At 68.7% G+C, this 22,887-nt stretch carries 15 protein-coding genes and 1 pseudogene; 10 read left to right on the top strand and 6 right to left on the bottom strand.

Annotated features, from left to right (window positions below; translation table 11 throughout):
• Positions 1-73: 73 nt before the first annotated feature.
• The 3 genes from ACQEVZ_RS59595 to ACQEVZ_RS59605 form a co-directional block, all read right to left on the bottom strand.
• A complete protein-coding gene (locus ACQEVZ_RS59595; RefSeq protein ID WP_433385881.1) occupies positions 74-1,510 on the bottom strand; it encodes an NF041680 family putative transposase in 1,437 nt (478 codons plus the stop codon).
• Between the two features lie 161 nt (positions 1,511-1,671).
• Entirely contained in the window at positions 1,672-3,105 is a 1,434-nt protein-coding gene (locus tag ACQEVZ_RS59600; protein ID WP_433386232.1) for an NF041680 family putative transposase, read from the bottom strand.
• A gap of 181 nt (positions 3,106-3,286) precedes the next feature.
• A complete protein-coding gene (locus ACQEVZ_RS59605) occupies positions 3,287-4,141 on the bottom strand; it encodes an IS5 family transposase (RefSeq protein WP_433385884.1) in 855 nt (284 codons plus the stop codon).
• 260 nt (positions 4,142-4,401) lie between these two features.
• On the opposite strand from ACQEVZ_RS59605, the gene ACQEVZ_RS59610 reads away from it, so the two are divergent.
• Positions 4,402-5,799, top strand: a complete 1,398-nt coding sequence (locus tag ACQEVZ_RS59610) for an NF041680 family putative transposase (protein WP_433384668.1) — start codon at positions 4,402-4,404, stop codon at positions 5,797-5,799.
• Between the two features lie 31 nt (positions 5,800-5,830).
• Here the strand turns inward: ACQEVZ_RS59610 and ACQEVZ_RS59615 are convergent, their stop codons facing one another.
• Positions 5,831-6,685, bottom strand: coding sequence for an IS5 family transposase (locus tag ACQEVZ_RS59615; RefSeq protein WP_433385887.1), 855 nt, complete (start codon positions 6,683-6,685; stop codon positions 5,831-5,833).
• 275 nt (positions 6,686-6,960) lie between these two features.
• Between ACQEVZ_RS59615 and ACQEVZ_RS59620 the strand changes: the two genes are divergently transcribed.
• A complete protein-coding gene (locus ACQEVZ_RS59620; protein ID WP_433386232.1) occupies positions 6,961-8,394 on the top strand; it encodes an NF041680 family putative transposase in 1,434 nt (477 codons plus the stop codon).
• Between the two features lie 157 nt (positions 8,395-8,551).
• On the opposite strand, the gene ltrA is transcribed toward ACQEVZ_RS59620, so the two are convergent.
• Positions 8,552-9,808, bottom strand: coding sequence for a group II intron reverse transcriptase/maturase (gene ltrA / locus ACQEVZ_RS59625; RefSeq protein WP_433385890.1), 1,257 nt, complete (start codon positions 9,806-9,808; stop codon positions 8,552-8,554).
• Positions 9,809-10,463: 655 nt separating this feature from the next.
• Here ltrA and ACQEVZ_RS59630 point away from each other — a divergent pair.
• From ACQEVZ_RS59630 to ACQEVZ_RS59640, 3 genes and pseudogenes are all read left to right on the top strand, one after another.
• A pseudogene (locus ACQEVZ_RS59630) lies at positions 10,464-11,856 on the top strand (IS1380 family transposase).
• Positions 11,857-12,396: 540 nt separating this feature from the next.
• Positions 12,397-13,998 (top strand): family 20 glycosylhydrolase, encoded by a 1,602-nt coding sequence (locus tag ACQEVZ_RS59635; RefSeq protein WP_344508813.1) that lies wholly within the window; start codon positions 12,397-12,399, stop codon positions 13,996-13,998.
• A 106-nt stretch (positions 13,999-14,104) separates the two neighbouring features.
• Positions 14,105-16,720: a glycosyl hydrolase 2 galactose-binding domain-containing protein gene (locus ACQEVZ_RS59640; RefSeq protein WP_433385894.1), complete on the top strand. Its 2,616-nt coding sequence runs from the start codon at positions 14,105-14,107 to the stop codon at positions 16,718-16,720.
• Positions 16,721-16,773: 53 nt separating this feature from the next.
• Here ACQEVZ_RS59640 and ACQEVZ_RS59645 read toward each other — a convergent pair whose 3' ends face one another.
• A complete protein-coding gene (locus ACQEVZ_RS59645; RefSeq protein WP_344508817.1) occupies positions 16,774-17,973 on the bottom strand; it encodes an ROK family transcriptional regulator in 1,200 nt (399 codons plus the stop codon).
• Between the two features lie 120 nt (positions 17,974-18,093).
• Here ACQEVZ_RS59645 and ACQEVZ_RS59650 point away from each other — a divergent pair, with 120 nt between their 5' ends.
• The 5 genes from ACQEVZ_RS59650 (at position 18,094) to ACQEVZ_RS59670 (ending at position 22,875) form a co-directional block, all read left to right on the top strand.
• A complete protein-coding gene (locus ACQEVZ_RS59650) occupies positions 18,094-19,167 on the top strand; it encodes a sugar ABC transporter substrate-binding protein (RefSeq protein WP_344508819.1) in 1,074 nt (357 codons plus the stop codon).
• Positions 19,167-19,886 carry an ATP-binding cassette domain-containing protein gene (locus ACQEVZ_RS59655; RefSeq protein WP_360560473.1) on the top strand — a complete coding sequence of 240 codons (720 nt, stop codon included), beginning with the start codon at positions 19,167-19,169 and terminating at the stop codon, positions 19,884-19,886. Before ACQEVZ_RS59650 ends, ACQEVZ_RS59655 begins: the two co-directional genes overlap by 1 nt.
• The gene (locus ACQEVZ_RS59660; protein WP_433385900.1) at positions 19,883-21,055 is read left to right on the top strand and encodes a sugar ABC transporter permease; all 1,173 of its coding nucleotides are present in this window, start codon (positions 19,883-19,885) and stop codon (positions 21,053-21,055) included. Before ACQEVZ_RS59655 ends, ACQEVZ_RS59660 begins: the two co-directional genes overlap by 4 nt.
• Complete coding sequence (locus ACQEVZ_RS59665) at positions 21,052-21,933, top strand: ROK family protein (protein ID WP_433385903.1); 882 nt, start codon at positions 21,052-21,054, stop codon at positions 21,931-21,933. The genes ACQEVZ_RS59660 and ACQEVZ_RS59665 overlap by 4 nt, the downstream gene beginning before the upstream one ends.
• 255 nt (positions 21,934-22,188) lie before the next feature.
• Positions 22,189-22,875 (top strand): SanA/YdcF family protein, encoded by a 687-nt coding sequence (locus ACQEVZ_RS59670; RefSeq protein ID WP_433385906.1) that lies wholly within the window; start codon positions 22,189-22,191, stop codon positions 22,873-22,875.
• The last annotated feature ends 12 nt before the right edge of the window (positions 22,876-22,887 follow it).

Here is a 22,887-nt window from a genome sequence, read left to right on the forward strand (position 1 = left end):
GCGGGGGCATTGCCGCGTCCGGACCGGCCCGCCAACATCAATCTCATCGGTGGATCAGGGCTTAGCTTGACTTTTAACCCTTGACCTGCCGTTTTCTAGTCTTCTTGTTGTCCACTGTGGACTTCTTCTTGCCGACGTCGTAACGGGTTCGGGGAGGCCTGGTGGTGCCTGCGGGGCGGCCGGGACCGGCGGTAGTGGATTTCGGTATTCTGGCTGGAGTGCCCAGATGCCGACGCAGCATACGAAAACCTCGACGGACCCGGCCCGGTGTCATCGGCCGCTGGATGGGTGTGGTCTTCTCCCATCGGCGGCGCAGATCGATGGTGAGGGTTCTGGCCAGCCGCAGCTGGGTGTGGGCGGCCAGCACCAGCCAGGTCCAGCGCTGGCCCTGTCCGGGTGTGCGGATCTGCGGGGCGGTCCAGCCCAGCATGCCCTTGAGGAGCCGGAACGTGTGCTCCAGATCGAAGCGGCGAAGGTAGGCCTTCCACAGCAGGTCCAGGTCGAAGACCGTGCCCGGTGGGGCGGTGTGCCACAGCCACAGATCCTGCGGTGCGCGGTTGCCCGGCAGCCGTTCGACCTGGATTCGGATGACCGTCCCGGGCACGACCGGCACCGGACCGACGAACCCGGTCCAACCGGCCTGTTTACACAGGCGCTGATGCAGCCCGTGCCAGGCACTGACCGCGACGGCACCGTAGCGCGGGCTCTGTGCGCTCAGTTGCTGCTCGGCCGGCGGCAGCGACGCTGGTTCGGACAGCTCGAAACGGTTCCCGTGCAGCCTCGGCCGGCCGGGTCGCCCATCCCGCAGCCGTTTCGGGGCCGGCGCGTAGAACACCCGGTCACTGCGAACCCGGCCGAGGACCTGCACAGCGTGATCAGCGGCCAGATAGGTGATCCGGGTCAGGTCGTAGCCGGAGTCGAACACGAACAGCGGCGCCGGCCGCCCGGCCAGCGAACCGGCCGCGGCCAGCCGTGCGACCACAGCGCCGATCTGCGCAACGGTCACCACGGTGGCGTCGTCCTGCGGTCCGATCCGCACCGCGTCCAGCAACGCCGTCCACGACGAGGCGCCCCATTCCAGCCCCGCGGCGAAGGAGAACGGCCAACCAGGGATCGTCTTGCGCGCGCCGTCGCACCGGCACGACGTGTAGCAGTGACACAGTCCCTCGGACGTGACCGCGTCCGGGCGAGGCCACGCCGACACATCCACCGCGACTTTCACCGGCCCGTCATCGGCCGGTTCCCAGGAGGCAGCGATCAGCGCCGTCAACGCCGCGACATCCACTTCGCCACACGCCAACGCGTCATACAACGCCCCATGACCACGCCGGAACGCCTTCTCCAACGACAACTCCACCAGCGACGACACCGGACCATCAGCAGTCAGCACCGCGTCAACCAACTCGAACAACGCATCCGCGCGCCGACCGAAACATCGGTACAACGCCAACCGAAACCCGACCAACGCCTCACGACACGCCGCCGGATCCGACACCGACGCCGCCCGCAAACCTGGCATAGTAGGTCCCACGGCCACCCCGCATCCTTCGAAGCTTCAGCACTCCGAATGATCACGGGTGGCCGTACCCATGTCCTTGCGACACACCGAAACCGCCCCAGCGATCGAAGATCCTCAGGGCAACCGGTTAAAAGTCAAGCTTAGCTTGAGTTTTATCCTTTGAGTGCCTGCTTGCGGGCTTTCAGAATGTCCACTGTGGACTTCTTCTTGCCGACTGGGTAGCGGGTTCGTGGGGGCCGGGTGCTGCCCTTGGGACGGCCGGGGCCGGGAGTGGTCGTTTTCGGCCTACTGGCCGGAGTGCCCAGATGCCGGCGCAGGTTACGGAAACCCCGGCGGACCCGTCCAGGGGTCATCGACCGCCCGGCAGGGATCGTCTTCTCCCAGGGACGGCGTAGATCGGTCGTGAGAGTCTTCGCCAGCCGCAGCTGTGCGTGTGCGGCCAGGATCAGCCATGTCCAGCGTTCACCTTGTTGTGGAGTACGGATCTGCGGGGCGGTCCAGCCCAGACTGGACTTGAGCAGCCGGAAGGTGTGTTCCACATCGAACCGGCGAAGGTAGGTCTTCCACAGCAGGTCCAGGTCAAAGACGATGCCCGGTGGTGCGGTGTGCCACAGCCACAGGTCTTCCGGCGCCCGGTTGCCGGGCAGACGCTCGACCTGGATGCGGATCACGGTGCCAGCCACGACCGGCAGGACCCCCTCGAAGCCGGTCCAGCCGGCCTGTCTGGACAGTTTCTGGTGCAGCCCGTGCCACGCGCTGACCATCACCTCGCCGTATCGCGGGTTCTGCCCACGCAGCCGCTGAGTGGGTGCCGGAAGCGATGCCGGCTTGGACAGTTCGAAACGGCTGCCGTGTCTCTTGGGCCGGCCCGGGCGGCCGTCCTTGCGCCCCTTGGGTGCCGGTGCATAGAACACCCGGTCGCTGCGCACCCGACCCAGGACCTGCACACCCAGACCATCGCGTTCGGCGAGATAGGTGATGCGGGTCAGGTCGTATCCGGAGTCGAACGTGAACACCGGCGCGGGCCGCCGCGCGAGCGTCCCGGCCTCCTCCAGACGGGCGAGCACGTTGCCGATCTGGGCGACGGTCACCACCGTCGCGTCGTCGTCGGGGCCGATACGCACCGCGTCCAGCAGCGCGGTCCACGACGAGGCACCCCACTCCAACCCGGCGGCGAAGGAGAACGGCCAGCCCGGAATCGTCTTGCGGGATCCGTCGCAACGGCAGGAGGTGTAGCAGTGGCACAGCCCCGCAGAGGTCACCGCGTCCGGCCGTGGCCACGCCGAGGTATCCACCGCGATCTTCACCGGACCGTCGTCGGCGGGCTGCCACGACGACGCGATCAGCCCAGCCAGCTGTTCAACGTCGAGGTCACCACAAGCCAGCGCGTCATACAACGCCCCGTGTCCACGCCGGAACACCTTCTCCTGCGACAGTTCCACCAGAGAGTCCACCGGACCCTCGACGGTCAACACCGCATCCACGAGCTCGAACAACGCGTCCGCGCGTCTGTCGAAGCACGCATACAACCCGGCCCGGAACGCGACCAACGCCGCACGACACACCGAGGCATCCGTTGCCACCACGGCCTTCAAACCTGGCATAGTAGGCCCCACGGCCACCCCGCATCCTTCGAAGCTTCAGCACTCCGAATGATCACGGGTGGCCGTACCCATATCCTTGCGACACACCGAAACGGCCCGGACGATCTTCTGATCGTCCGGGCCGTTGGTTAAATCTCAAGCTTAGAGCGACCGGCGATAGGTGTCATTTGAGTCGGCGGGTGGTTGGTCGGGTGTCCCAGCGGTAGAGCGTGCGGGCTCGTTGGATGAGTTGACGGATGGTGACGATCGCGGCGGCCAGGTACAGGTAGAAGTCGACGATCGTGGCGTCGCGGTCGGTGCAGCGGCGGATCTTGCCGAAGCTGTTCATCCATGAGTTCGTGCGCTCGACGACCCAGCGTTTGCCGATCTGGATCGGGGCGGGTACGCCCTTGCGGGCGATCTGCGCGTCGAAGCCGAGTTCGTCGAGCAGGTCACGGCAGCGGTTGTTGTCGTAGCCGCGATCCAGGTGTGCGGTGACCTGCTCAGGCCAGCGGTGGCGCAGTTGGGTGCTGCACGCTTCGAAGGTGTCACGCAGCAACGGCGAGTCGTGCCGGTTGGCGCTGGCGCCGGTCATCCCGAGTGGGATGCCGTAGCCGTCCACGCCGGTCGAGCGTTTCATACCGCCTTTGCCGCGGTCGACCGGGGACCGGCCAGCCCGGTCCCCGCCGCACGGCGCTTTCGTGATGGCGCCGTCGGCGCTGACATCGGTCAGGTCCAGCCCGATCATCCGGTCGTAGGCGTCCAGGGCAAGCTCGTGGACCTGTTCACCGAGACCGGCATCGGCCCACAACCGCAGACGCCGGCGGATCGTCCGGTCCGAGCAGGCATCCGACGCGACACGTTCATAGCCGGACCCGTGCACCAACGCAGCGATGACGTGCTCGAACACCACCCGGTCCGGGATCCGGCGGCGGTGGCAGCCCAGAGGATGCGACGGGTCGAACTCGGGTTGCTCAGGCCACAGCGCGGCGAACTGGACCCAGACAGGCTCGAACAACGAAGATGGCAGCGCAGGCACGGGACTCCATCGGTCACGAAGCGTAGAGAACTCCGATGATCGATGAACCCGTGCCTGTCCTGCATCCCGGGCCTCAACCCGCCCGAATCCTGACACCTATCGCCGGTCGCTCTTAACGGCTCTGGCGCAGAGACGGTGGTGGGGTCTGTCCTTAGCTTCGCTTTTAACCTCTGACCTGGGCTTACGCACCCCGATGTCGACGTGGGGCGGCCATCTTGCCACTCTGGGAGTAGAGAAGAATCTGCCCAAGTGGTGACAAGATGACCGTCCCAGCTAGTGTCCCTCACCCGGCCGAGACCGACCAAGACGAACTGCATCGCTTCCGCAACGAGTGCTACGACTGCCTGACCGCCCGCGCGGACGGGCTGTTCGAACTGCTTGATGGGTTGTGCTGCCCGATGCCGGTGGCCGGTGTCGCCCACCTCACCCTGGCCCCCAGCGCCTACCGCGGGCACGGCAGCGCATACGCCGCCCTCGCCCACGGCGACATCGACACCGACCTGCTGCGCGACACGCTGGCCGCGCACCGGCCCGCCGGCTGGCCGCCAGACTTCGCCGTGGACGCCACGACCTGGGCGCGCTGCGACGCAGAATGCTCCCCCGAGCGGGGGTTCTACTACCACCCGTCCCGACACTCCAACGGGCAACCCATCGTGGCCGGCTGGTCGTACCTGTGGCTCGCCGGGCTGTCCCAGACGGCGGACTCGTGGACCGCGCCGACCGACGTGCACCGCCTGGCTGTCCAGGACAACCTCAACACCGTCGCGGTAGCCCACATCCAGGCCCTGTTGCCACGGCTGGGCCCGCCACCGGCCACCCCACTGTTCGCCTTCGACGCCGGCTTCGACCCCGTCCAACTCACCGTCGGGCTCCGCGATGCCGATGCCCAGATCGTGGTACGTATCCGCGACGACCGAAAATTCTTCGGCCCACCGCCGCCACACCAACCAGGGCGGGGCGGGCGTCCCCGCCGCCACGGCGCCCGGTTCAGCTGCGACGAACCGGGCACCTGGCCAGCACCGGACGCGAAACACACCGGTGAAAACGAGCAGTACGGCCACGTCGAGGTACACGCCTGGCACCGGCTGCACCCCCTCCAGCAGACGTACCGCGACCCGAACGGGGCCATCACCATCGTGGAGGGCACCATCATCCGGCTGCGGGTCTCCCGCCTGCCCGGCCGACGCCACCGCCAACCCAAGACCCTGTGGCTGTGGTGGACCGGACCCCCAGGCACCACCGTCGACCTGGACCGGGTCTGGCGGGCATACATCCGCAGGTTCGATATCGAGCACACGATCCGCTTCGCGAAACAAACGCTCGGCGCGACCACCCCGAAAGTGCGTACCCCCGAGCAAGCCGACCGGTGGACCTGGCTCATCCTCGCCGCGTTGACCCAACTGCGCCTGGCCCGCGACCACGTCGGCGACCACCGGCTGCCCTGGCAGCCACCACTGGCGGCCGAGAAGATGACCCCCGGCCGGGTCCGGGCCGGTTTCGCCCACCTACTGCCACGCATCGGCAGCCCAACCAACCCACCGAAACCCTCCCGCCCAGGCCCCGGACGACCGAAAGGTCGAAAGTCGACACCCGCAACCCGCTATCCAGCGGTCAAGAAGACCAACGCCAGGCCCCACCGGAAGGCGAAACGACGTTAAACACGAAGCTTAGAGCGACCGGCAATAGGCGTCACTTGAGTCTGCGGGTGGTGGGGCGGGTGTCCCAGCGGTAGATCGTGCGGGCTCGTTGGATGAGTTGACGGATCGTGACGATGGCGGCGGCCAGGTAGAGGTAGAAATCGATGATGGTGGCGTTGCGGTCGGTGCAGCGGCGGACCTTGCCGAAGTCGTTCATCCACGAGTTCGTCCGCTCGACCACCCAGCGTTTGCCGACTTGGATCGGGGCGGGCACGCCCTTGCGGGCGATCTCGGCGTTGAAGCCGAGTTCGTCGAGGAGATCGCGGCTGCGTCTGCTGTCGTACCCGCGGTCGAGGTGAGCGGTGATCTGCTCAGGCCAGCAGTGTCGGAGCTGGGTGCTGCAGGCTTCGAAGGTGTCACGTAGCAGCGGCGCGTCGTGCCGGTTGGCCGCAGCGCCGACGATGCCGAGTGGGATGCCGTAGCCGTCGACGCCGGTCGAGCGTTTCATGCCGCCTTTGCCGCGGTCGACCGGAGACCGGCCGGCTCGGTCACCGCCGCAGGGAGCTTTCGTGATGGCGCCATCGGCGCTGACGTCGGCGAGGTCAAGGCCGATCATCCGGTCGTAGGCGTCCAGCGCGAGTTCGTGGATCTGTTCCCCCAGTCCGGCGGCGGCCCACAGGTGCAGACGTCGGCGGATCGTGCGGTCCGAGCAGCCGGCCGTCGCGATGACCTCGTAGCCGGATCCGTGTACCAGAGCGGCGATGACGTGCTCGAACACCACCCGGTCGGGGATGCGCCGCCGGTGGCATCCGAGTGGATGGGTGGGGTCGAACTCGGGGCGCTCGGGCCACAGCGCGGCGAATTGGACGAAGACGGGTTCAAGCAACGATGATGGCAGGGCAGGCACGGGACTCCGTTGATCACTGAGCGTAGAGAACTCTGATGATCGATGTCTCGTGCCTGTTTCCTACTTCGGGATGCCTACCTGTCCGGATCTTGGACACCTATTGCCGGTCGCTCTAAGCTTGAGATTTAACCAACGGCCCGGACGATCAGAAGATCGTCCGGGCCGTTTCGGTGTGTCGCAAGGATATGGGTACGGCCACCCGTGATCATTCGGAGTGCTGAAGCTTCGAAGGATGCGGGGTGGCCGTGGGGCCTACTATGCCAGGTTTGAAGGCCGTGGTGGCAACGGATGCCTCGGTGTGTCGTGCGGCGTTGGTCGCGTTCCGGGCCGGGTTGTATGCGTGCTTCGACAGACGCGCGGACGCGTTGTTCGAGCTCGTGGATGCGGTGTTGACCGTCGAGGGTCCGGTGGACTCTCTGGTGGAACTGTCGCAGGAGAAGGTGTTCCGGCGTGGACACGGGGCGTTGTATGACGCGCTGGCTTGTGGTGACCTCGACGTTGAACAGCTGGCTGGGCTGATCGCGTCGTCGTGGCAGCCCGCCGACGACGGTCCGGTGAAGATCGCGGTGGATACCTCGGCGTGGCCACGGCCGGACGCGGTGACCTCTGCGGGGCTGTGCCACTGCTACACCTCCTGCCGTTGCGACGGATCCCGCAAGACGATTCCGGGCTGGCCGTTCTCCTTCGCCGCCGGGTTGGAGTGGGGTGCCTCGTCGTGGACCGCGCTGCTGGACGCGGTGCGTATCGGCCCCGACGACGACGCGACGGTGGTGACCGTCGCCCAGATCGGCAACGTGCTCGCCCGTCTGGAGGAGGCCGGGACGCTCGCGCGGCGGCCCGCGCCGGTGTTCACGTTCGACTCCGGATACGACCTGACCCGCATCACCTATCTCGCCGAACGCGATGGTCTGGGTGTGCAGGTCCTGGGTCGGGTGCGCAGCGACCGGGTGTTCTATGCACCGGCACCCAAGGGGCGCAAGGACGGCCGCCCGGGCCGGCCCAAGAGACACGGCAGCCGTTTCGAACTGTCCAAGCCGGCATCGCTTCCGGCACCCACTCAGCGGCTGCGTGGGCAGAACCCGCGATACGGCGAGGTGATGGTCAGCGCGTGGCACGGGCTGCACCAGAAACTGTCCAGACAGGCCGGCTGGACCGGCTTCGAGGGGGTCCTGCCGGTCGTGGCTGGCACCGTGATCCGCATCCAGGTCGAGCGTCTGCCCGGCAACCGGGCGCCGGAAGACCTGTGGCTGTGGCACACCGCACCACCGGGCATCGTCTTTGACCTGGACCTGCTGTGGAAGACCTACCTTCGCCGGTTCGATGTGGAACACACCTTCCGGCTGCTCAAGTCCAGTCTGGGCTGGACCGCCCCGCAGATCCGTACTCCACAACAAGGTGAACGCTGGACATGGCTGATCCTGGCCGCACACGCACAGCTGCGGCTGGCGAAGACTCTCACGACCGATCTACGCCGTCCCTGGGAGAAGACGATCCCTGCCGGGCGGTCGATGACCCCTGGACGGGTCCGCCGGGGTTTCCGTAACCTGCGCCGGCATCTGGGCACTCCGGCCAGTAGGCCGAAAACGACCACTCCCGGCCCCGGCCGTCCCAAGGGCAGCACCCGGCCCCCACGAACCCGCTACCCAGTCGGCAAGAAGAAGTCCACAGTGGACATTCTGAAAGCCCGCAAGCAGGCACTCAAAGGATAAAACTCAAGCTTAGCCTCGATCCACCGACAGGTATCGAGATGTGATGGTGTTCGGGGTATGGGAAATGCCCTGTCGGGTGGCCGGAGGGGGTCTCACCCTCCGGCTCCCACAGATCCCGGCGTAAACCTCTCGGTTTACCGGGCTCCTGTCATCCTGATCACCAGTCTGTCGTGAGCGAGGTGACCCACGCCCAGTGGGCGAACAGGCCCCGCCGGGTGGCGACGAGCCTGCTCCAGTACTGGAGGGCCCTCTTCTTGCCCCGCAACCGTTTGAGCTTTCGACGGAGGAACCGCATCAGGTAGGCGTTGATGCGTTCCAGGAGCTGGTGCAGCTTGGAGCGGTAGAACGCTCCGTAGTACTGCATCCAACCTCGCACGATCGGGTTGATCCACCGTGCGAGGTCGTCGAGTGTCAGGTTCGTCTTGTGGTGCAGCTTCCACGATCGCACCGTCGTGTTCATCTTGCGCTGGGCCGCGTCGCTGCGCGCGGGCAGGAACCCACTGAAGTGCTGTCCCCGCCGGTTGCGCGCCTCCCGTTGCCGGAACGTGAAGCCCAGGAACGTAAACGATGTGTGCTCGTACGAGCCTCGCCGGTTGCTGTCCTGGCAGTAGACGATCCGGGTCTTGTCCGGATGCAGACGCAGGCCCACCTGTCGCAGGCGTTCCGCGATCGCGTCCCGCACCTGGATGGCGCGGGCCTCGCTACGGCAGTGCACCACCGCGTCATCGACGTAACGGGCGAACTCGACGTCCGGGAACGTCTTCGTCAGCCACGAGTCCAACGCGTAGTGCAGGAACAGGTTCGCCAATGCGGGCGATGCTGCTGATCCCTGTGGGGTCCCCCGCTCCCGGTGGACCACGGTCCCGTCCGCGGTGACCATCGGCGCGGCCAGCCACCGCTTCACATACAGAATGATCCACGGCTGGTCGGTGTTGGCCTCCACGGCTTTGACCATGAGGTCCCACGGGACGCTGTCGAAGAACTTGGCGATGTCCATGTCCACCACCCAGCCCATCCGCCAGCAGCGCTCCTTGGTCTTCGCGACCGCTTGCAGCGCCGACCGGCCGGGGCGATAGCCGTAGGAGTCCCGGTGAAAGATCTGCTCCATCCGAGCTTCCAGCCTCGCCGCGACCACCGTCTGCGCTACCCGGTCCCCGACCGTCGGCACCCCGAGCGTTCTGGTACCCCCGACCTTGGGGATCTCCACCGCTCGGACCGGAGGGGGAAAGTAACTCCCCGACGACATCCGATTCCAGATCTTGTACAGGTTGTTCCGGAGATCCTGCTCAAAATCCTCGATCGACTGCCGATCGACCCCAGCGGCACCCTTGTTGTCCCTGACCTTCTCCCACGCCCGCCAGACCTCCATCCTCGAGATCTCGAACGGCTTGTCTGGTGACTGCTGCTCGGCCACCCGATTCCTCCCCGACCCGAACCGGGCCTGGTTGATCGAATCTCCGAACCACGGATGACCTGGCCCCTTCGCTCCACCCCCACCGCGTCAAGCAGGAGCTTCACCGCTACTACGAGCCAGTCCGCCGGCGTTGCCGCATCGGTACTCAATTCCTCCCGTGCTACCGGTCGGAACGCTCCCTCTCGCCGCCCGGTCAACCCCGGACAGCCGTATCGGCTCCGCCTTCCCACGTTCCACGCGAAAGCCGCAGATCGAGCTCGCGCCGCCTATATGCCGGACACCGCCTGGCCAGTAAGTGGGTGACCGCCAGACTCATCCCAGAGCAGTTCAGATACCCCGGTTTCGATGTCAACCATTTCCCTTTCGACACTTCGCAGGCTGTGACGCAACGCCTTCCCGATCCCCGCCTGACGCCTCAACCGGCGCCTTTTCCACCTCGCTCACCACGACGGTCTTCAGCCAACGCAGCAGGTGGCGGCTTGAAGCCTCCCCCCACAGAGCGACTCCGAGGGGCCAATACCCTCATCTTCCACGCAGCACCGCCTCCAGAGGAACCGTCCACATAGGACCTCAATCGACGTTCGTGGCACACCTGAACTGGGATGATGGGAGTTCTCTAGGCTTCCGTCATCCTGCTCGAGAGGGCATCTCGTAGGTGCGATTGTTGCATGCTGGCCGTGCGGTGGGCGCGGTGTTCGATGAGGCGAATCTGGTGTCGTGTGCTGGGGTTGGTCCCGGTGTTGGGGTTGGCGGAGCGGGTCGGTCTGGCCGGGCTGGTCGAGGGCCGGGTGCGGCCGGACATGTCGACCGGGTCGAACCCGGGCGGGAAGGCCGCCGCAGTCGTGGCTGGGATGTGCGTGGGCGCGGACAGCATCGATGACCTCGACGTGTTGCGGCACGGCGGGATGGGCAGGCTGTTCACCGGTGTGTACGCGCCGTCGACGTTGGGGTCGTTCCTGCGGTTCTTCACCTGGGGTCACGCCCTGCAGCTGGAAGCCGCCAGCCGGGATCTGCTGACCGCCCTCGCGGCAGCAACGCCGTTGCTGCCGGACGCGGCGACGCAAACGTATGTGGATGTGGACTCGCTGCTGCGCAGGGTCTACGGCCACGCCAAGCAGGGCGCGTCGTTCGGGCACGCCAAGGTCGGCGGATACAACATCAAGCTGCGTGGCCTGTCACCGCTGCTCGCCACGATCAGCACCCCGCTGTCAGCGCCGGCGATCGCCGCGACCCGGCTACGCGGCGGCAGCGCGGGATCCTCCCGTGGCGCGGCGTCGCTCATCACGCAGGCGATCCGCACCGCCAGGGCGTGCGGCGCGACCGGCCGGGTCCTGGTCCGCGCCGACTCCGCGTTCGGTTCCGGCGCCGTGGTGTCGGCCTGCCGCAAAGCCGGGGTGAACTACTCGGTGACCCTGCAGACCAACCCGAAGATCCGCGCAGCGGTCGCCGCCATCGACGAGACCGCCTGGACCTCGGTCCGCTACCCGCGCGCTGTCCAGGACCCGGACACCGGCGAATGGATCTCCGACGCGCAGGTCGCCGAAACCGGATACACCGCGTTCGAGTCCAACAGTCACAAGGTCACCGCCCGGCTCGTCGTGCGCCGCGTCAAGGAACGCAACCCCGCCCCGGAAGGCCAGGAGGAACTGTTTCAGCTCTGGCGGCACCACGTCTTCCTCACCGACACCCATGAGTCCACAGTGGACGCCGACCTCACCCACCGCGGACACGCCATCGTCGAACAGGTCTTCGCCGACATCATCGACGGACCCCTCGCCCACCTACCCTCCGGGCGGTTCGCCGCCAACGCCGCCTGGCTCACCCTCACCGCGATGGCCCACAACCTGCTACGCGCTGCCGGCTGCCTCACCAGCCCTCGCTACAGCACCGCCCGAACCGCCACCATCCGCCGGCAACTGATCAACATCCCGGCCCGGATCGCTCACCGCGCCAGACGCGTCGTGCTGCACCTCCCCGCCCACTGGCCCTGGCAGCAAACCTGGCAGACACTCTTCGACCGCATCCACGGACCACCCGCAACGGCCTGACCCGAACGATCGCCCATCCGGGCCCGACCACCACCGGAGCAGGCCGGCACGCCCGGCAGTACAACCACGCCCACCAACCCGCCCATCAGCCACCATCAATCAACAGCCATCACAAGCCACCGACAGCAAGATCAGCGGTGGATCGAGGCTGAGCCGTTGTTCACCGCCGGGCAGGCGGAGCGGATGAGTGACGCCTGGGTGGCATTCCGCGCCGGTGGCGGGAAGTAGCCAGGGATCGAAGCCGACGGCCCGCAGCGCACCACCCGGTGCACTGTGGGCCGCGTCATGTCCGCAAGGCGGCGGCTCGCCGCCGACGTCAGACGCTCCTGCCGGTCACGGAAGCGTGGAGCGCTGACGACGGTGCGCCGCCAGGCAAGCGCCGTGGCCACGATCGGGCATGACCCGAGCGCCATTTGTAAAGCACCTTGCCTTTCGCTCGGGCCCGTGCCATCCTGGCTGGACTGGGGATCGTCAAATGCAAATGCCTGATGGTGGGTGCGAGCCCACCCGCAGGCCGGTGCGTTCTGCGAGAGGACCGTCATGGCCACCCCGTCCCTGCCACGACGACTCGGCGGGGCCCTCACCGGCCTCGGCGTTGTCGCCGCCCTCCTGTCCGCCACCACCGCTCCCGCCGCCGCCGCGACCGCTGTCGCGTTCAGCTCGGTCGTCCCGGCCCCGGTCACGGCCACCGCCACGCCCGGGGTCAGCCACGGCATCACCGCGTCCACCACCATCTACGCCGCGCCCGGTTCCGCACCGGCGGCGGCCATCGCCAACCAGCTCGCGGCCCGGCTGCGGGTCTCGACCGGGCTGCCGCTGCCGGTCGTCACCACCGTCGCCGGCCCGGCCGACGGGATCGCCCTGCTGCTCACCGGTGCGCCGCCCGGCGTCGGCGCCGAGGGCTACCAACTCGACGTCACCGCGAGCGCGATCACCATCCGGGCGAACCAGCCCGCCGGGCTGTTCCGCGGCGTGCAGACGCTGCGGCAGCTGCTGCCCGTGGCCGCCGACGCGGCGACCCTCCAGCCCGGACCATGGCCGGTGCCGGGCGGGCAGATCGTCGACCACCCGCGGTTCGCGCACCGCGGTGCGATGCTCGACGTGGCGCGGCACTTCTTCACCGTGGCCCAGGTCCAGCGGTACCTCGACCAGCTCGCGTTGTACAAGATCAACGTGCTGCACCTGCACCTGTCCGACGACCAGGGCTGGCGCATCGCCATCAACTCCTGGCCGAATCTGGCAACCTACGGCGGCGGCACGCAGGTCGGCGGCGGACCGGGCGGGTACTACACCCAGGCGGACTACACGGCGATCGTGAACTACGCGGCCGACCGGTACATCACGGTCATTCCCGAGATCGACATGCCCGGGCACACCAATGCCGCGCTCGCCTCGTACGCGCAGCTCAACTGCAACGGCGTGGCTCCGGCCCGGTACACGGGCACGCAGGTCGGGTTCAGTTCGCTGTGCGTGCCGCTGGAGCTGACATACACGTTCATCGACCAGGTGATCGGAGAGATCGCCGCGCTGACCCCGGGGCCGTACGTGCACATCGGCGGCGACGAGGCCAGCTCCACCACCGCGGCCGACTACTCGTACTTCATCAACCGGGTGCAGCAGATCGTCGCCGCGCACGGCAAGACCGTCGTCGGATGGCACGATGTGGCCAACGCGACCCTGCCGCCCTCGACGGTGGCCCAGTTCTGGGGCACCACCACCAGCAATGCGCCGCTGGCCGCGGCGGTGGCGAACGGCACCAAGGTGGTCATGTCCCCGGCCAACAAGACCTACCTGGACATGAAGTACCGCAACAACACGAGGCTCGGTCAGAAGTGGGCCGGTCTCATCGACGTGAACACGGCGTACGAATGGAACCCGGGTGCCTACCTCACCGGTGCCGGCGAGACCGCCGTGCTCGGCGTCGAGGCACCGCTGTGGTCGGAAACGCTCGTGACCACGGCCGACATCGAGTACATGGCCTTCCCGCGGCTGCCCGCGATCGCCGAACTGGGCTGGTCGCCATGGAGCACGCACAACCTCACCGCGTTCAAGCAGCGCCTCGGTGCGCAGGGACCACGCTGGAACGTCATGGGCATCAACTACTACCACTCGACCCAGGTCACCTGGCCGAGCGGCTCGTAACCGCCGGCGGAGCCGCAACGCCACCGGGCGCGCGGCCCCGCACACCCGTCGGAGGTGCAAAATGTCACGAAATCGGATGATGTATCGGCGGGCATTGGTCGCGCTCATGCTCACCGTGACCTCGGTCCTGACCATCGGTGCGCTCGGCCCCGGCGGCGCCTCGGCCGCCACCGTGGGCTCCACCGAGCTGACCTCGGGCTGGGCCCTGCGCTCCGCCACCGGCCTGGCCGACACCGGCGCCACGATCTCCCAGGTCGGCTACCCGGCCGCCGGCTGGAGCCCGGTCACCCTACCCTCGACCGTGCTGGCCGGGCTGGTGGCGAACAACGTCTACACCAACATCTACGCCGGCACGAACCTGCAGTCCGTGCCGGACCTGACCGGCCAGGACTGGTGGTACCGCGGCCAGTTCACCGCCGCGGCCACGAGCCCCGGGCAGGTCTACTGGCTGCGGCTGCAGGGCCTGAGCTACCGCGCCCAGGTCTGGCTCAACGGCACGCAGCTCGACGCGAACGCCGTCGGCACGTTCGTCTCGCACGAGTACAACGTCACCGGCGCCATCGTGCCCGGCGCGTCGAACGCCATCGCGATCCGGGTGACCCCACCGCGGCACGCCTGCGCCGACCTGTCGGTGTGCACCGTCGACTGGAACCCTGAGGCGCCCGACATGAACGCCGGTATCTGGGGCCGCACGTCCGTCGACACGACGGGTCCGGTCGCCGTCCGTGACCCGTACGTCAAGACCGTCCTGCCACTGCCCGCCACCGATGCGGCCGACCTCACCGTCTACGCCGACGCGATCAACGCGACGGCGGCGCCGGTCACCACGACCGTCACCGCCACCATCAGCAAGCCGGGCCAGCCGACGATCACGGCCGGCCAGACCGTGACACTGGCGGCGGGCGAGCGCCGCGAGCTCGTCTTCGATCCCGCCGGCTACCCGCAGCTGCACGTCGTCAACCCCGTGCTGTGGTGGCCGTACCAGTTCGGCAGCCCCGAGCTTTACCAGGTCACGACGGCGGCAAGCGTTTCCGGTGCGGCGTCCGACAGCAAGACGGTCAACTTCGGCGTCCGGCAGTTCACCGACTACCGCACGACGGTGCAGGGCACCTCCTTCGTCGGGTACAAGGTCAACGGCCAGCCGATCCTGTTCCGCGGCGGCGGGTACGTCTGGGACCTGCTGCAACGGTGGGACACCAAGACGAACAAGGCGCACGTCGACTACGTGAAGGGCATGGGCCTCAACACGATCCGCCTCGAAGGGACGCTCGGCAACCAGGAGCTCTACGACCTCGCCGACGCGGCCGGCATCATGGTCATGCCGGGATTCGTCTGCTGCAGCGCCTGGGAGAACGACAGCGGCTGGACGGCGGAGCAGACCACCGTCGCCCAGGCATCGCTCAACACCCAGATGCGGGCCCTGCGCGCGCACGCCAGCACGTTCATGTGGAACTACGGCAGCGACCAGCCGCCGACGGCGGCGCATCTGACCGCGTACAAGAACATCGCCGCCGGCCTGCACTGGCAGAACCCGACCGTGGACAACGTCGCGACCTGGTCCAACGCGAACGCGGGCATGAAGATGGACGGCCCCTACAAATGGGAGCCGCCGGTGCTGTGGTGGGACCTCACCCGCCAGGGCTCGGCGTTCGGGACCACCGGTGAGGAGGGCACCGAGGCGCCGCCGCCGCTGGAGAGCCTCTCGCGGTTCCTCACCCCGGCACAGACCTGGCCGGTCGGCAACCCGGCCTGGAACTACCACGTCGGCCGGGGCGGCAGCGTCTTCGACAACACCGACGTCTACACCACTGCCCTCAACCGGCGGTACGGCACCACGACCAGCGCCGCGGACTACTCGAAGAAGTCCGAGGTGATGAACTACGAGAACACCCGCTCGTTCTTCGAGGCGTGGAGCGCCCGGCAGCACACCCAGTCGTTCGGCAGCATCTGGTGGATGCAGAACAACGCCTGGCCGGCGCTGCACTGGAACCTCTACGACTACTACTTCAAGCCGGGCGGATCGTTCTACGGCACCAGGAAGGCCACCGAGCCGGTCCACATCGCCTACGACTACTTCACCCGCAACGCATACGTCGTGAACTCCACCCTCACCGGCCGGACCGGGCTGACCGCCACCGCCACGGTGTACAACGTCCCGGACCTGACCCAGAAGTACACCACCAGCGTCGCGGTCGGCGCGCCCGCGAACGCCTCCGCGCCGATCCTGACGCTGCCGGCGATCACCGGACTGACGTCGACCTACTTCGTCCGCCTCCAGCTGAAGGACTCCAGCGGCACGACCGTCAGCAACAACCTCTACTGGTACTCCACCACGGCCGACGCGCTGGGCAACAAGAAGAACTGGTACTCCACCAGCGTCAAGACCTACGCCGACCTCACCGGGCTGAACAGCCTCCCCGCCAACACCGGCGTCACCACGGGCGTGTCCCGATCGGTCGCCGGCGGGCAGGAGACGGTCACGATCACGTTGACCAACACGAGCCCGACCAGCATCGCGTTCTTCGTACGACCGGAGGTGACCGCCGGCAGCGGCGGCAACGAGGTCGTGCCGGTCACCTACACCGACAACTACGTCTCGCTCTTCCCCGGCGAGTCGACCCGGATCACGGCGGTCTACGCCACCGCTGATCTGGGCGGGTTGCCCGCCCATCTGCGGGTGCGCGGCTACAACGTCCCGACCGTCTCGGTGCCGGTGCCTTGATCCGGAGCGCGGGGGCGGTGGGTCGCAGGCCCGCCGCCCCGGCGTCGCCGGTGTCAGCGGGCGGGTGCCGTCCGGTCGAGGACCAGGTCGCGTGCCTCGGCCAGGCCGACGGCGAGCGCGCCGAGCAGGACGGCGTCCGTGCCGAGCGTGGAGACCTCGATGCGGGGCGGATGCAGCGCGACGAGGTTGCGGAGCCGCTCGGCGACCGGGCCGGTGAGCAGGTCGCCGGGCTGGCTGCCGACGCCGCCGCCGAGGACGACGAGCTCCGGATCGAGCACCGCCGTGATCCCGGCGAGCGCGTGGCTGACATGGTCCACCACTCTGGACACGACCAGCCGCGCGGTCTCGTCGCCGGCACGGGCGGCGTCGAAGACGTCCTTCGCGTTCGCCGCGTCGTGCAGGCCCATCCGCTGCGCCAACGCGACCACACCGTCGGCCGAGGCCACCGACTCGAACATGCCGCGGCGCCGCGCGGCGGGCGCGTCCAGCAGGGGGTCGCCCTCACCGACCGGCAGGTAGCCGATCTCGCCGGCCGCGCCGCGGAACCCGCGGTACAGCTTGCCGTCGATCATGATGCCCATGCCGGTGCCGGTGCCGATGGAGACGTAGACGAAATGCTGGACACCGCGGCCGAGCCCGTAGCTCGCCTCACCGACGGCCGCCAGGTCGACGTCGTTCTCCACCACATACGTCGAGCCGGCGATGCCCGCCAGCCGCTCGACGCTCCCGCGCCGGTCCCAGCCGGGCAGGTTCGGTGCCAGATGCAGGGCGCCGGTCGCCTTGTCGTGGATGCCGGGGGTGCCGAAGACGGCGAGCGTGATGTCGTCGCGCGTGATGCCGGCCGTGGCGACCATCTCCTCGGCGAGGCGGGTGAGCTGCGCGACGAGGTCGCGGGCGCGGGTCCCCCGCGACGACTCGTCCTTGCGCGCGACGACCGTGCCGACCAGGTTGGCCAGGCCGACGCGGACGTACGAGCGGCCGACGTCGACCGCGAACACCCAGCCCGCTTCGGGGCGCACCTCGTACAGCACCGCGGAGCGTCCGGCCGCGCCCGCGCGCATCCCGACCTGGCGCAGCAGCCCGGCGCGTTCGAGGTTGGTGAGCGCCACGGCCACGGTGGGTTTGGACAGCCCGGTGTGCTGGGCCAGCTCGGGGCGCGACACCCTGCCCAGCCGGAAGATCTCGGCGAAGACGGCGCGCTCGTTCATCACCCGCAGCACGCTGGTCGTGCTCGCGGTGCCGGTGGTCTGCACCTGACCAGCGTGCCATACCAATTAAGAAAGGTCATTTATCAAATTCGTAAAGGACCTTGCCAAGGTTCGCCAGGTGGCTCAGCATGCTTGCAGAACCCTTCTCAGGAAAGGTGTCCCTCCGTGAGAGCCAGATGGTTCGTCGCAGTCGTCGTCGCGGCCGCCGTTGTCAGCGGGTGTGGCGGCAACGCCAAAGACAAGCCGACCGGCGACGACGCGCCGACGATCGCGTTGTTCCTGCCGGAGTCCAAGACGACCCGGTACGAGGCGTTCGACCGGCCCCTGTTCGAGGCCAAGGTGAAGGCGCTGTGCGCCGACTGCAAGCTGCTCTACGCCAACGCCGACCAGGACGCCGCCAAGCAACAGCAGCAGGTGGAGGCCGCCCTGGCCCAGGGCGCCGACGTGCTGGTGCTCGACGCCGTCGACGCCAGCGCGGTCGCGTCGCTGGTGAACCAGGCCAAGCAGAAGAAGGTGCCGGTCATCGCGTACGACCGGTTGATCTCCGAGATCAGCTACGAGTACTACGTCTCCTTCAACAACGTCCGGGTCGGCGAGATGCAGGGACAGGCCCTGCTCGACGCGCTGACCAAGGCCGGGACGGCCGACAAGGGCAAGATCGTCATGCTCAACGGCGCCCCGACCGACCCCAGCTCGGCCGACTACAAGACCGGTGCGCACAAGGTCCTCGACGGCAAGGTCCAGATCGGCCGCGAGTTCGACACGCCCGACTGGAGCCCGGACAAGGCCCAGCAAGAGATGGAACAGGCCATCACCGCGCTCGGCCGGGACACCATCGTCGGGGTGCTGTCCGCCAACGACGGCATGGCCGGCGGTGCGATAGCGGCGATGAAGCGTGCCGGCTACCCGACCCTGCCGCCGATCACCGGCCAGGACGCGGAACTCGCGGCGGTGCAACGGATCCTGACCGGAGAGCAGTACATGACCATCTACCTCGACATCCGTCAGGAGGCGGAGAAGTCCGCGGAACTGGCCGTCGCGCTCGCCAAGGGCGAGAAGCCGGCCGCGCCGACGAAGGTCGCCAACGGCACCGCGGACATCCCCGCGTTCCTGCTCGACCCGATCGCGGTCACCGCGGACCGGATCAAGGACACCATCGTCAAGGACGGCTTCTACAAGGCGTCCGACATCTGCACCGGACCGGTCGTCCCGGCGTGCACCAAGGCGGGAATCCAGTAGTGCTCGCCGCCTCGAACATCAGCAAACGCTACGGTGCGGTCCAGGCTCTCGACGGGGTGAGCCTGGACCTGCCGGACGGCGAGGTGGTCGCCCTGGTGGGCGACAACGGCGCCGGCAAGTCGACCCTCGTCAAGGTCCTCTCCGGCGTCGTCACCGCGGACGACGGGGCGATCGAGCAGGACGGCCGCCCGGTCCGGATCGCGAGCCCGCACGAGGCGCAGCAGCTCGGCGTGTCGACCGTCCACCAGGACCTCGCGCTCTGCGAGAACCTCGACGTCGTCGGCAACCTGTTCCTCGGCGCCGAACGCCGTCGCTGGACGGTGCTCAACCACATCCGGATGGAGCGCTCGGCACGGGACCTGCTGTCCTCGCTGGACGTCCGGATCCGTGACATCCGGGTGCCCGTCGCGATGCTCTCCGGCGGCCAGCGGCAGTCCGTCGCCATCGCCCGGGCGCTCATCGGCGAGCCGCGGGTCGTGATCCTCGACGAGCCGACCGCCGCGCTCGGCGTCGAACAGACCGCGCAGGTGCTCGACCTGATCCGCCGCCTGCGCGACCGGGGGCTGGCGGTGCTCGTCATCTCCCACAACCTGGCCGACGTCCGAGCCGTGAGCGACCGGATCGTGGTGCTCCGGCTGGGCCGCAACGCGGGCGAGTTCAGCACCGCGGAGTCCACCCCGGAGGCCGTCGTCGCCGCCATCACCGGAGGCACCGTATGACCACGACGCTTGTCAAGCCGCTGCAACCGTTGCGCGCGGCGACGCGTACCGACCTCGGCGCATGGCCGGTCGTCGGCGGCCTGATCCTGATCGCGGTGGTGTTCGGGTCCCTCAACGAGCACTTCCTGTCGGCGGAGAACCTCACCAACCTGGCCCTGCAGATGGCGGCCACCGGCACCATCTCACTCGGCATCATCATGGTGATCCTGCTCGGCGAGATCGACCTGTCGGCCGGCTCGGTCAGCGGCCTGTGCGCGGTCGTCATGACGATCCTGTCCGTGCGCCACGGCTGGCACCCGCTGGTCGCGGTCGCCGCGGCGCTCGGCTGCGCCGTGCTGGTCGGCCTGCTGCACGGCTGGATGTTCACCAAGCTGCGGATGCCCTCGTTCGTCGTCACGCTCGCCGGGCTGATCGGCTGGCAGGGCCTGATGCTGTACCTGCTGGGCCGCGGCGGGACGATCAACCTGCCGTTCGACGGGTTTCTCGCGCGGCTGAGCGACACCTGGCTGCCGCCGTGGGCGGGCTGGCTGGTGGCCGCGCTCATCGTCGCCGGCTGGGGCGCCGGCGCACTGGTCAACCGGCGGCTGCGCCGCGACGCCGACCTGCCGGTCACCTCCGGCCTGTGGCTGACCCTGCGGCTGGCCGGCCTGGCCGGCGTCCTCGCGGTGGTGGTGCTGGTGCTGACGGCCGACCGCGGGGTGCCGCTGCTGCTCGTCATCTTCGGCACCCTGGTCGTGTGCCTCGACCTGATGCTGCGGCACACCGTCTTCGGCCGTCACATGTACGCGGTCGGCGGCAACGCCGAGGCGGCGCGCCGGGCCGGTATCAACATCACCCGGATCCGTGTCCTCGCGTTCGTCGCCGGGTCCGCCCTGGCCGCGTTCGGCGGGATTCTCGCGGCCAGCCGGCTCGCCGCGGTCAACCAGAGCTCCGGCGGCAGCGACACCCTGCTCATGGCGATCGCCGCGGCGGTCATCGGCGGCACGTCACTGTTCGGCGGCCGGGGCCGGGCCTACGCCGCGCTGCTGGGGATCCTGGTGATCCAGTCGATCACCAACGGCATGCTGCTGCTCAGCGTCGACTCCTCGGTGCGGTACATGGTCACCGCCGCGGTGCTCGCCATAGCCGTGGCGATCGACTCGCTCGCCCGGCGGGGGCAGCCCAGGTGACGCGGCACGTACTGGCGATCGACTTCGGCGGCACCAAGGTCGCGCTGGGAACGGCGGCCGTCGACGCGCCCGACGGCCGCCCGCACACCATGATGCGCCTGCCCACCCAGGGCTCCAGGGGGGCGCTGCAGGTCGTCGAGCGCACCCTGACGGCCGCGCGGGACCTGCTCAGCACCCCGGCAGCGGTGGGGGTCTCGACCTTCGGCGTGGTCCGCGACGACGTGATCCGCCTGGCCCCGAACGTGCCCGGATGGGACGGCATGGCACTGCCCCGGCTCCTGCGGACCGAGTTCGGTGACACCCCCGTCGCGATCGACAACGACGTCAACGCCGGTGCCGCCGCCGAGCTGCGCTGGGGAGCCCTCCGCGGCGTCGACATCGGCCTCTACGTCAACCTGGGGACCGGTCTGGCCGCCGCGCTGGTGGCCGGCGGCCGGGTCCTGCCCGGTGCCCACGGCGCCGCGGGCGAGATCGGCTACCTGCGCGACTCCGCCGCCGCCCCGGCCTTCGCCGACGGCCACGCCCCGCTGGAGGAGGCGGTCTCCGGCAGCGCCCTGGCCCGCCGTGGCTCAGCCCTGCTCGGCCGGGAGGTGACCGCCGCCGAACTGTTCGACCTGCACGCCGAACCCGGCGTCGGCGAACTGCTGGACGAGGCACTGGACACCCTGTCCCGGACGATCGCCAACCTCTGCATCACCCTCGACCCGCAACGCGTCGTCATCGGCGGTGGGTTGATGGGTGCCGCCCAGCACATCCTCCCGCGGGTGGCGACAGCCCTCCAGCGCTCGGTGCCCTTCCCGCCACAGCTGACGACCGCCACCTTCGTCGACGACGCCCCGCTCGTCGGTGCCCTTGCCCTGGCCCTGGCGCTGGCGTGATCCGATCGGGCGACGACGTCCGCTGTCACCGCACCATCCCGAGGGCTCCCAGCGCTCACACCAGGGCAGATACCAGGCGCTGCCCCGGCTGCCGGCCAGGTTGGCCAGGGCGACGGTCATCGGGTTGGTGCCGGGGGTGTTGGCGAAGGTGAGGGCGACGAGCAGGTCGCGGCCATGGAAGTCGATCCACGCGATGGCGTAGGCCGGCCCACCGGAGGCACGATGCCTTGGCGCCCGGCGCATAGTGTGCTCCGCATGACGGACGCACAGGAGAAGGCGAAACCGGTGCGCCGGTGGCGCCGGCGGGTGGTGCTCGGCGCGGCCGCCGCGCTGCTGCTCACCAGCGCGCCATGGCTGTGGACACAGATCGCCGCGCGCGGCCACGTGCACGACGAGGCGGATGCGCCGGCCGCCGACGTCGTCATCGTGCTCGGCGGCGAAGTGGCGGCGGACAAACGCACGCCCGCGCCACGCCTGGCCGGCCGGCTGGACACCGCCGCCGCACTCGTGGACAGCGGCCGCGCCCGGGTGATCCTGGTATCCGGCGACGGCGGCGGCGAGTCCGGCGACGAACCGGCCGTGATGACCGCATACCTGACCGGCCTCGGCATCGATCCGCGCCGCATCGTGGCCGACCCGCACGGCCTGGACACCTACGACACGTGCGTACGGGCGCGGGACGTCTACGGCATCACCCGGGCCCTGGTCGTCACCCAGGCCTACCACCTGTCCCGCGCGGTGACACTGTGCCGGCAGGTCGGCATCGACACCGACGGCGTGAACGCCCGCTGCGACGGCTGCGCCGCCGGCCTGCTGGCCAGCAAGGCCGTGCGCGACTACTTCGCCAGCGGCAAGGCCGCCTGGGACGCCGTGCGCGCACGACCTCCGGCGGTCACCTCACCACCGAACCCGCAGATCCGAGATGCAATGCAAGCCGGTTGAGTCACGGTGGTC

It is taken from the genome of Dactylosporangium sp. CA-152071 (assembly GCF_050936335.1).
GTDB classification, from domain to species: Bacteria; Actinomycetota; Actinomycetes; order Mycobacteriales; family Micromonosporaceae; genus Dactylosporangium; species Dactylosporangium maewongense.

What these genes read in the sequence shown, in the direction of transcription:
- ACQEVZ_RS59610 (WP_433384668.1), top strand. Translation starts at nt 4,402, where the DNA reads ATGACCGTCCCAGCTAGTGTCCCTCACCCGGCCGAGACCGACCAAGAC.
- ACQEVZ_RS59670 (WP_433385906.1), top strand. Translation starts at nt 22,189, where the DNA reads ATGACGGACGCACAGGAGAAGGCGAAACCGGTGCGCCGGTGGCGCCGG.
- ACQEVZ_RS59660 (WP_433385900.1), top strand. Translation starts at nt 19,883, where the DNA reads ATGACCACGACGCTTGTCAAGCCGCTGCAACCGTTGCGCGCGGCGACG.
- ACQEVZ_RS59640 (WP_433385894.1), top strand. Translation starts at nt 14,105, where the DNA reads ATGCTCACCGTGACCTCGGTCCTGACCATCGGTGCGCTCGGCCCCGGC.
- ACQEVZ_RS59635 (WP_344508813.1), top strand. Translation starts at nt 12,397, where the DNA reads ATGGCCACCCCGTCCCTGCCACGACGACTCGGCGGGGCCCTCACCGGC.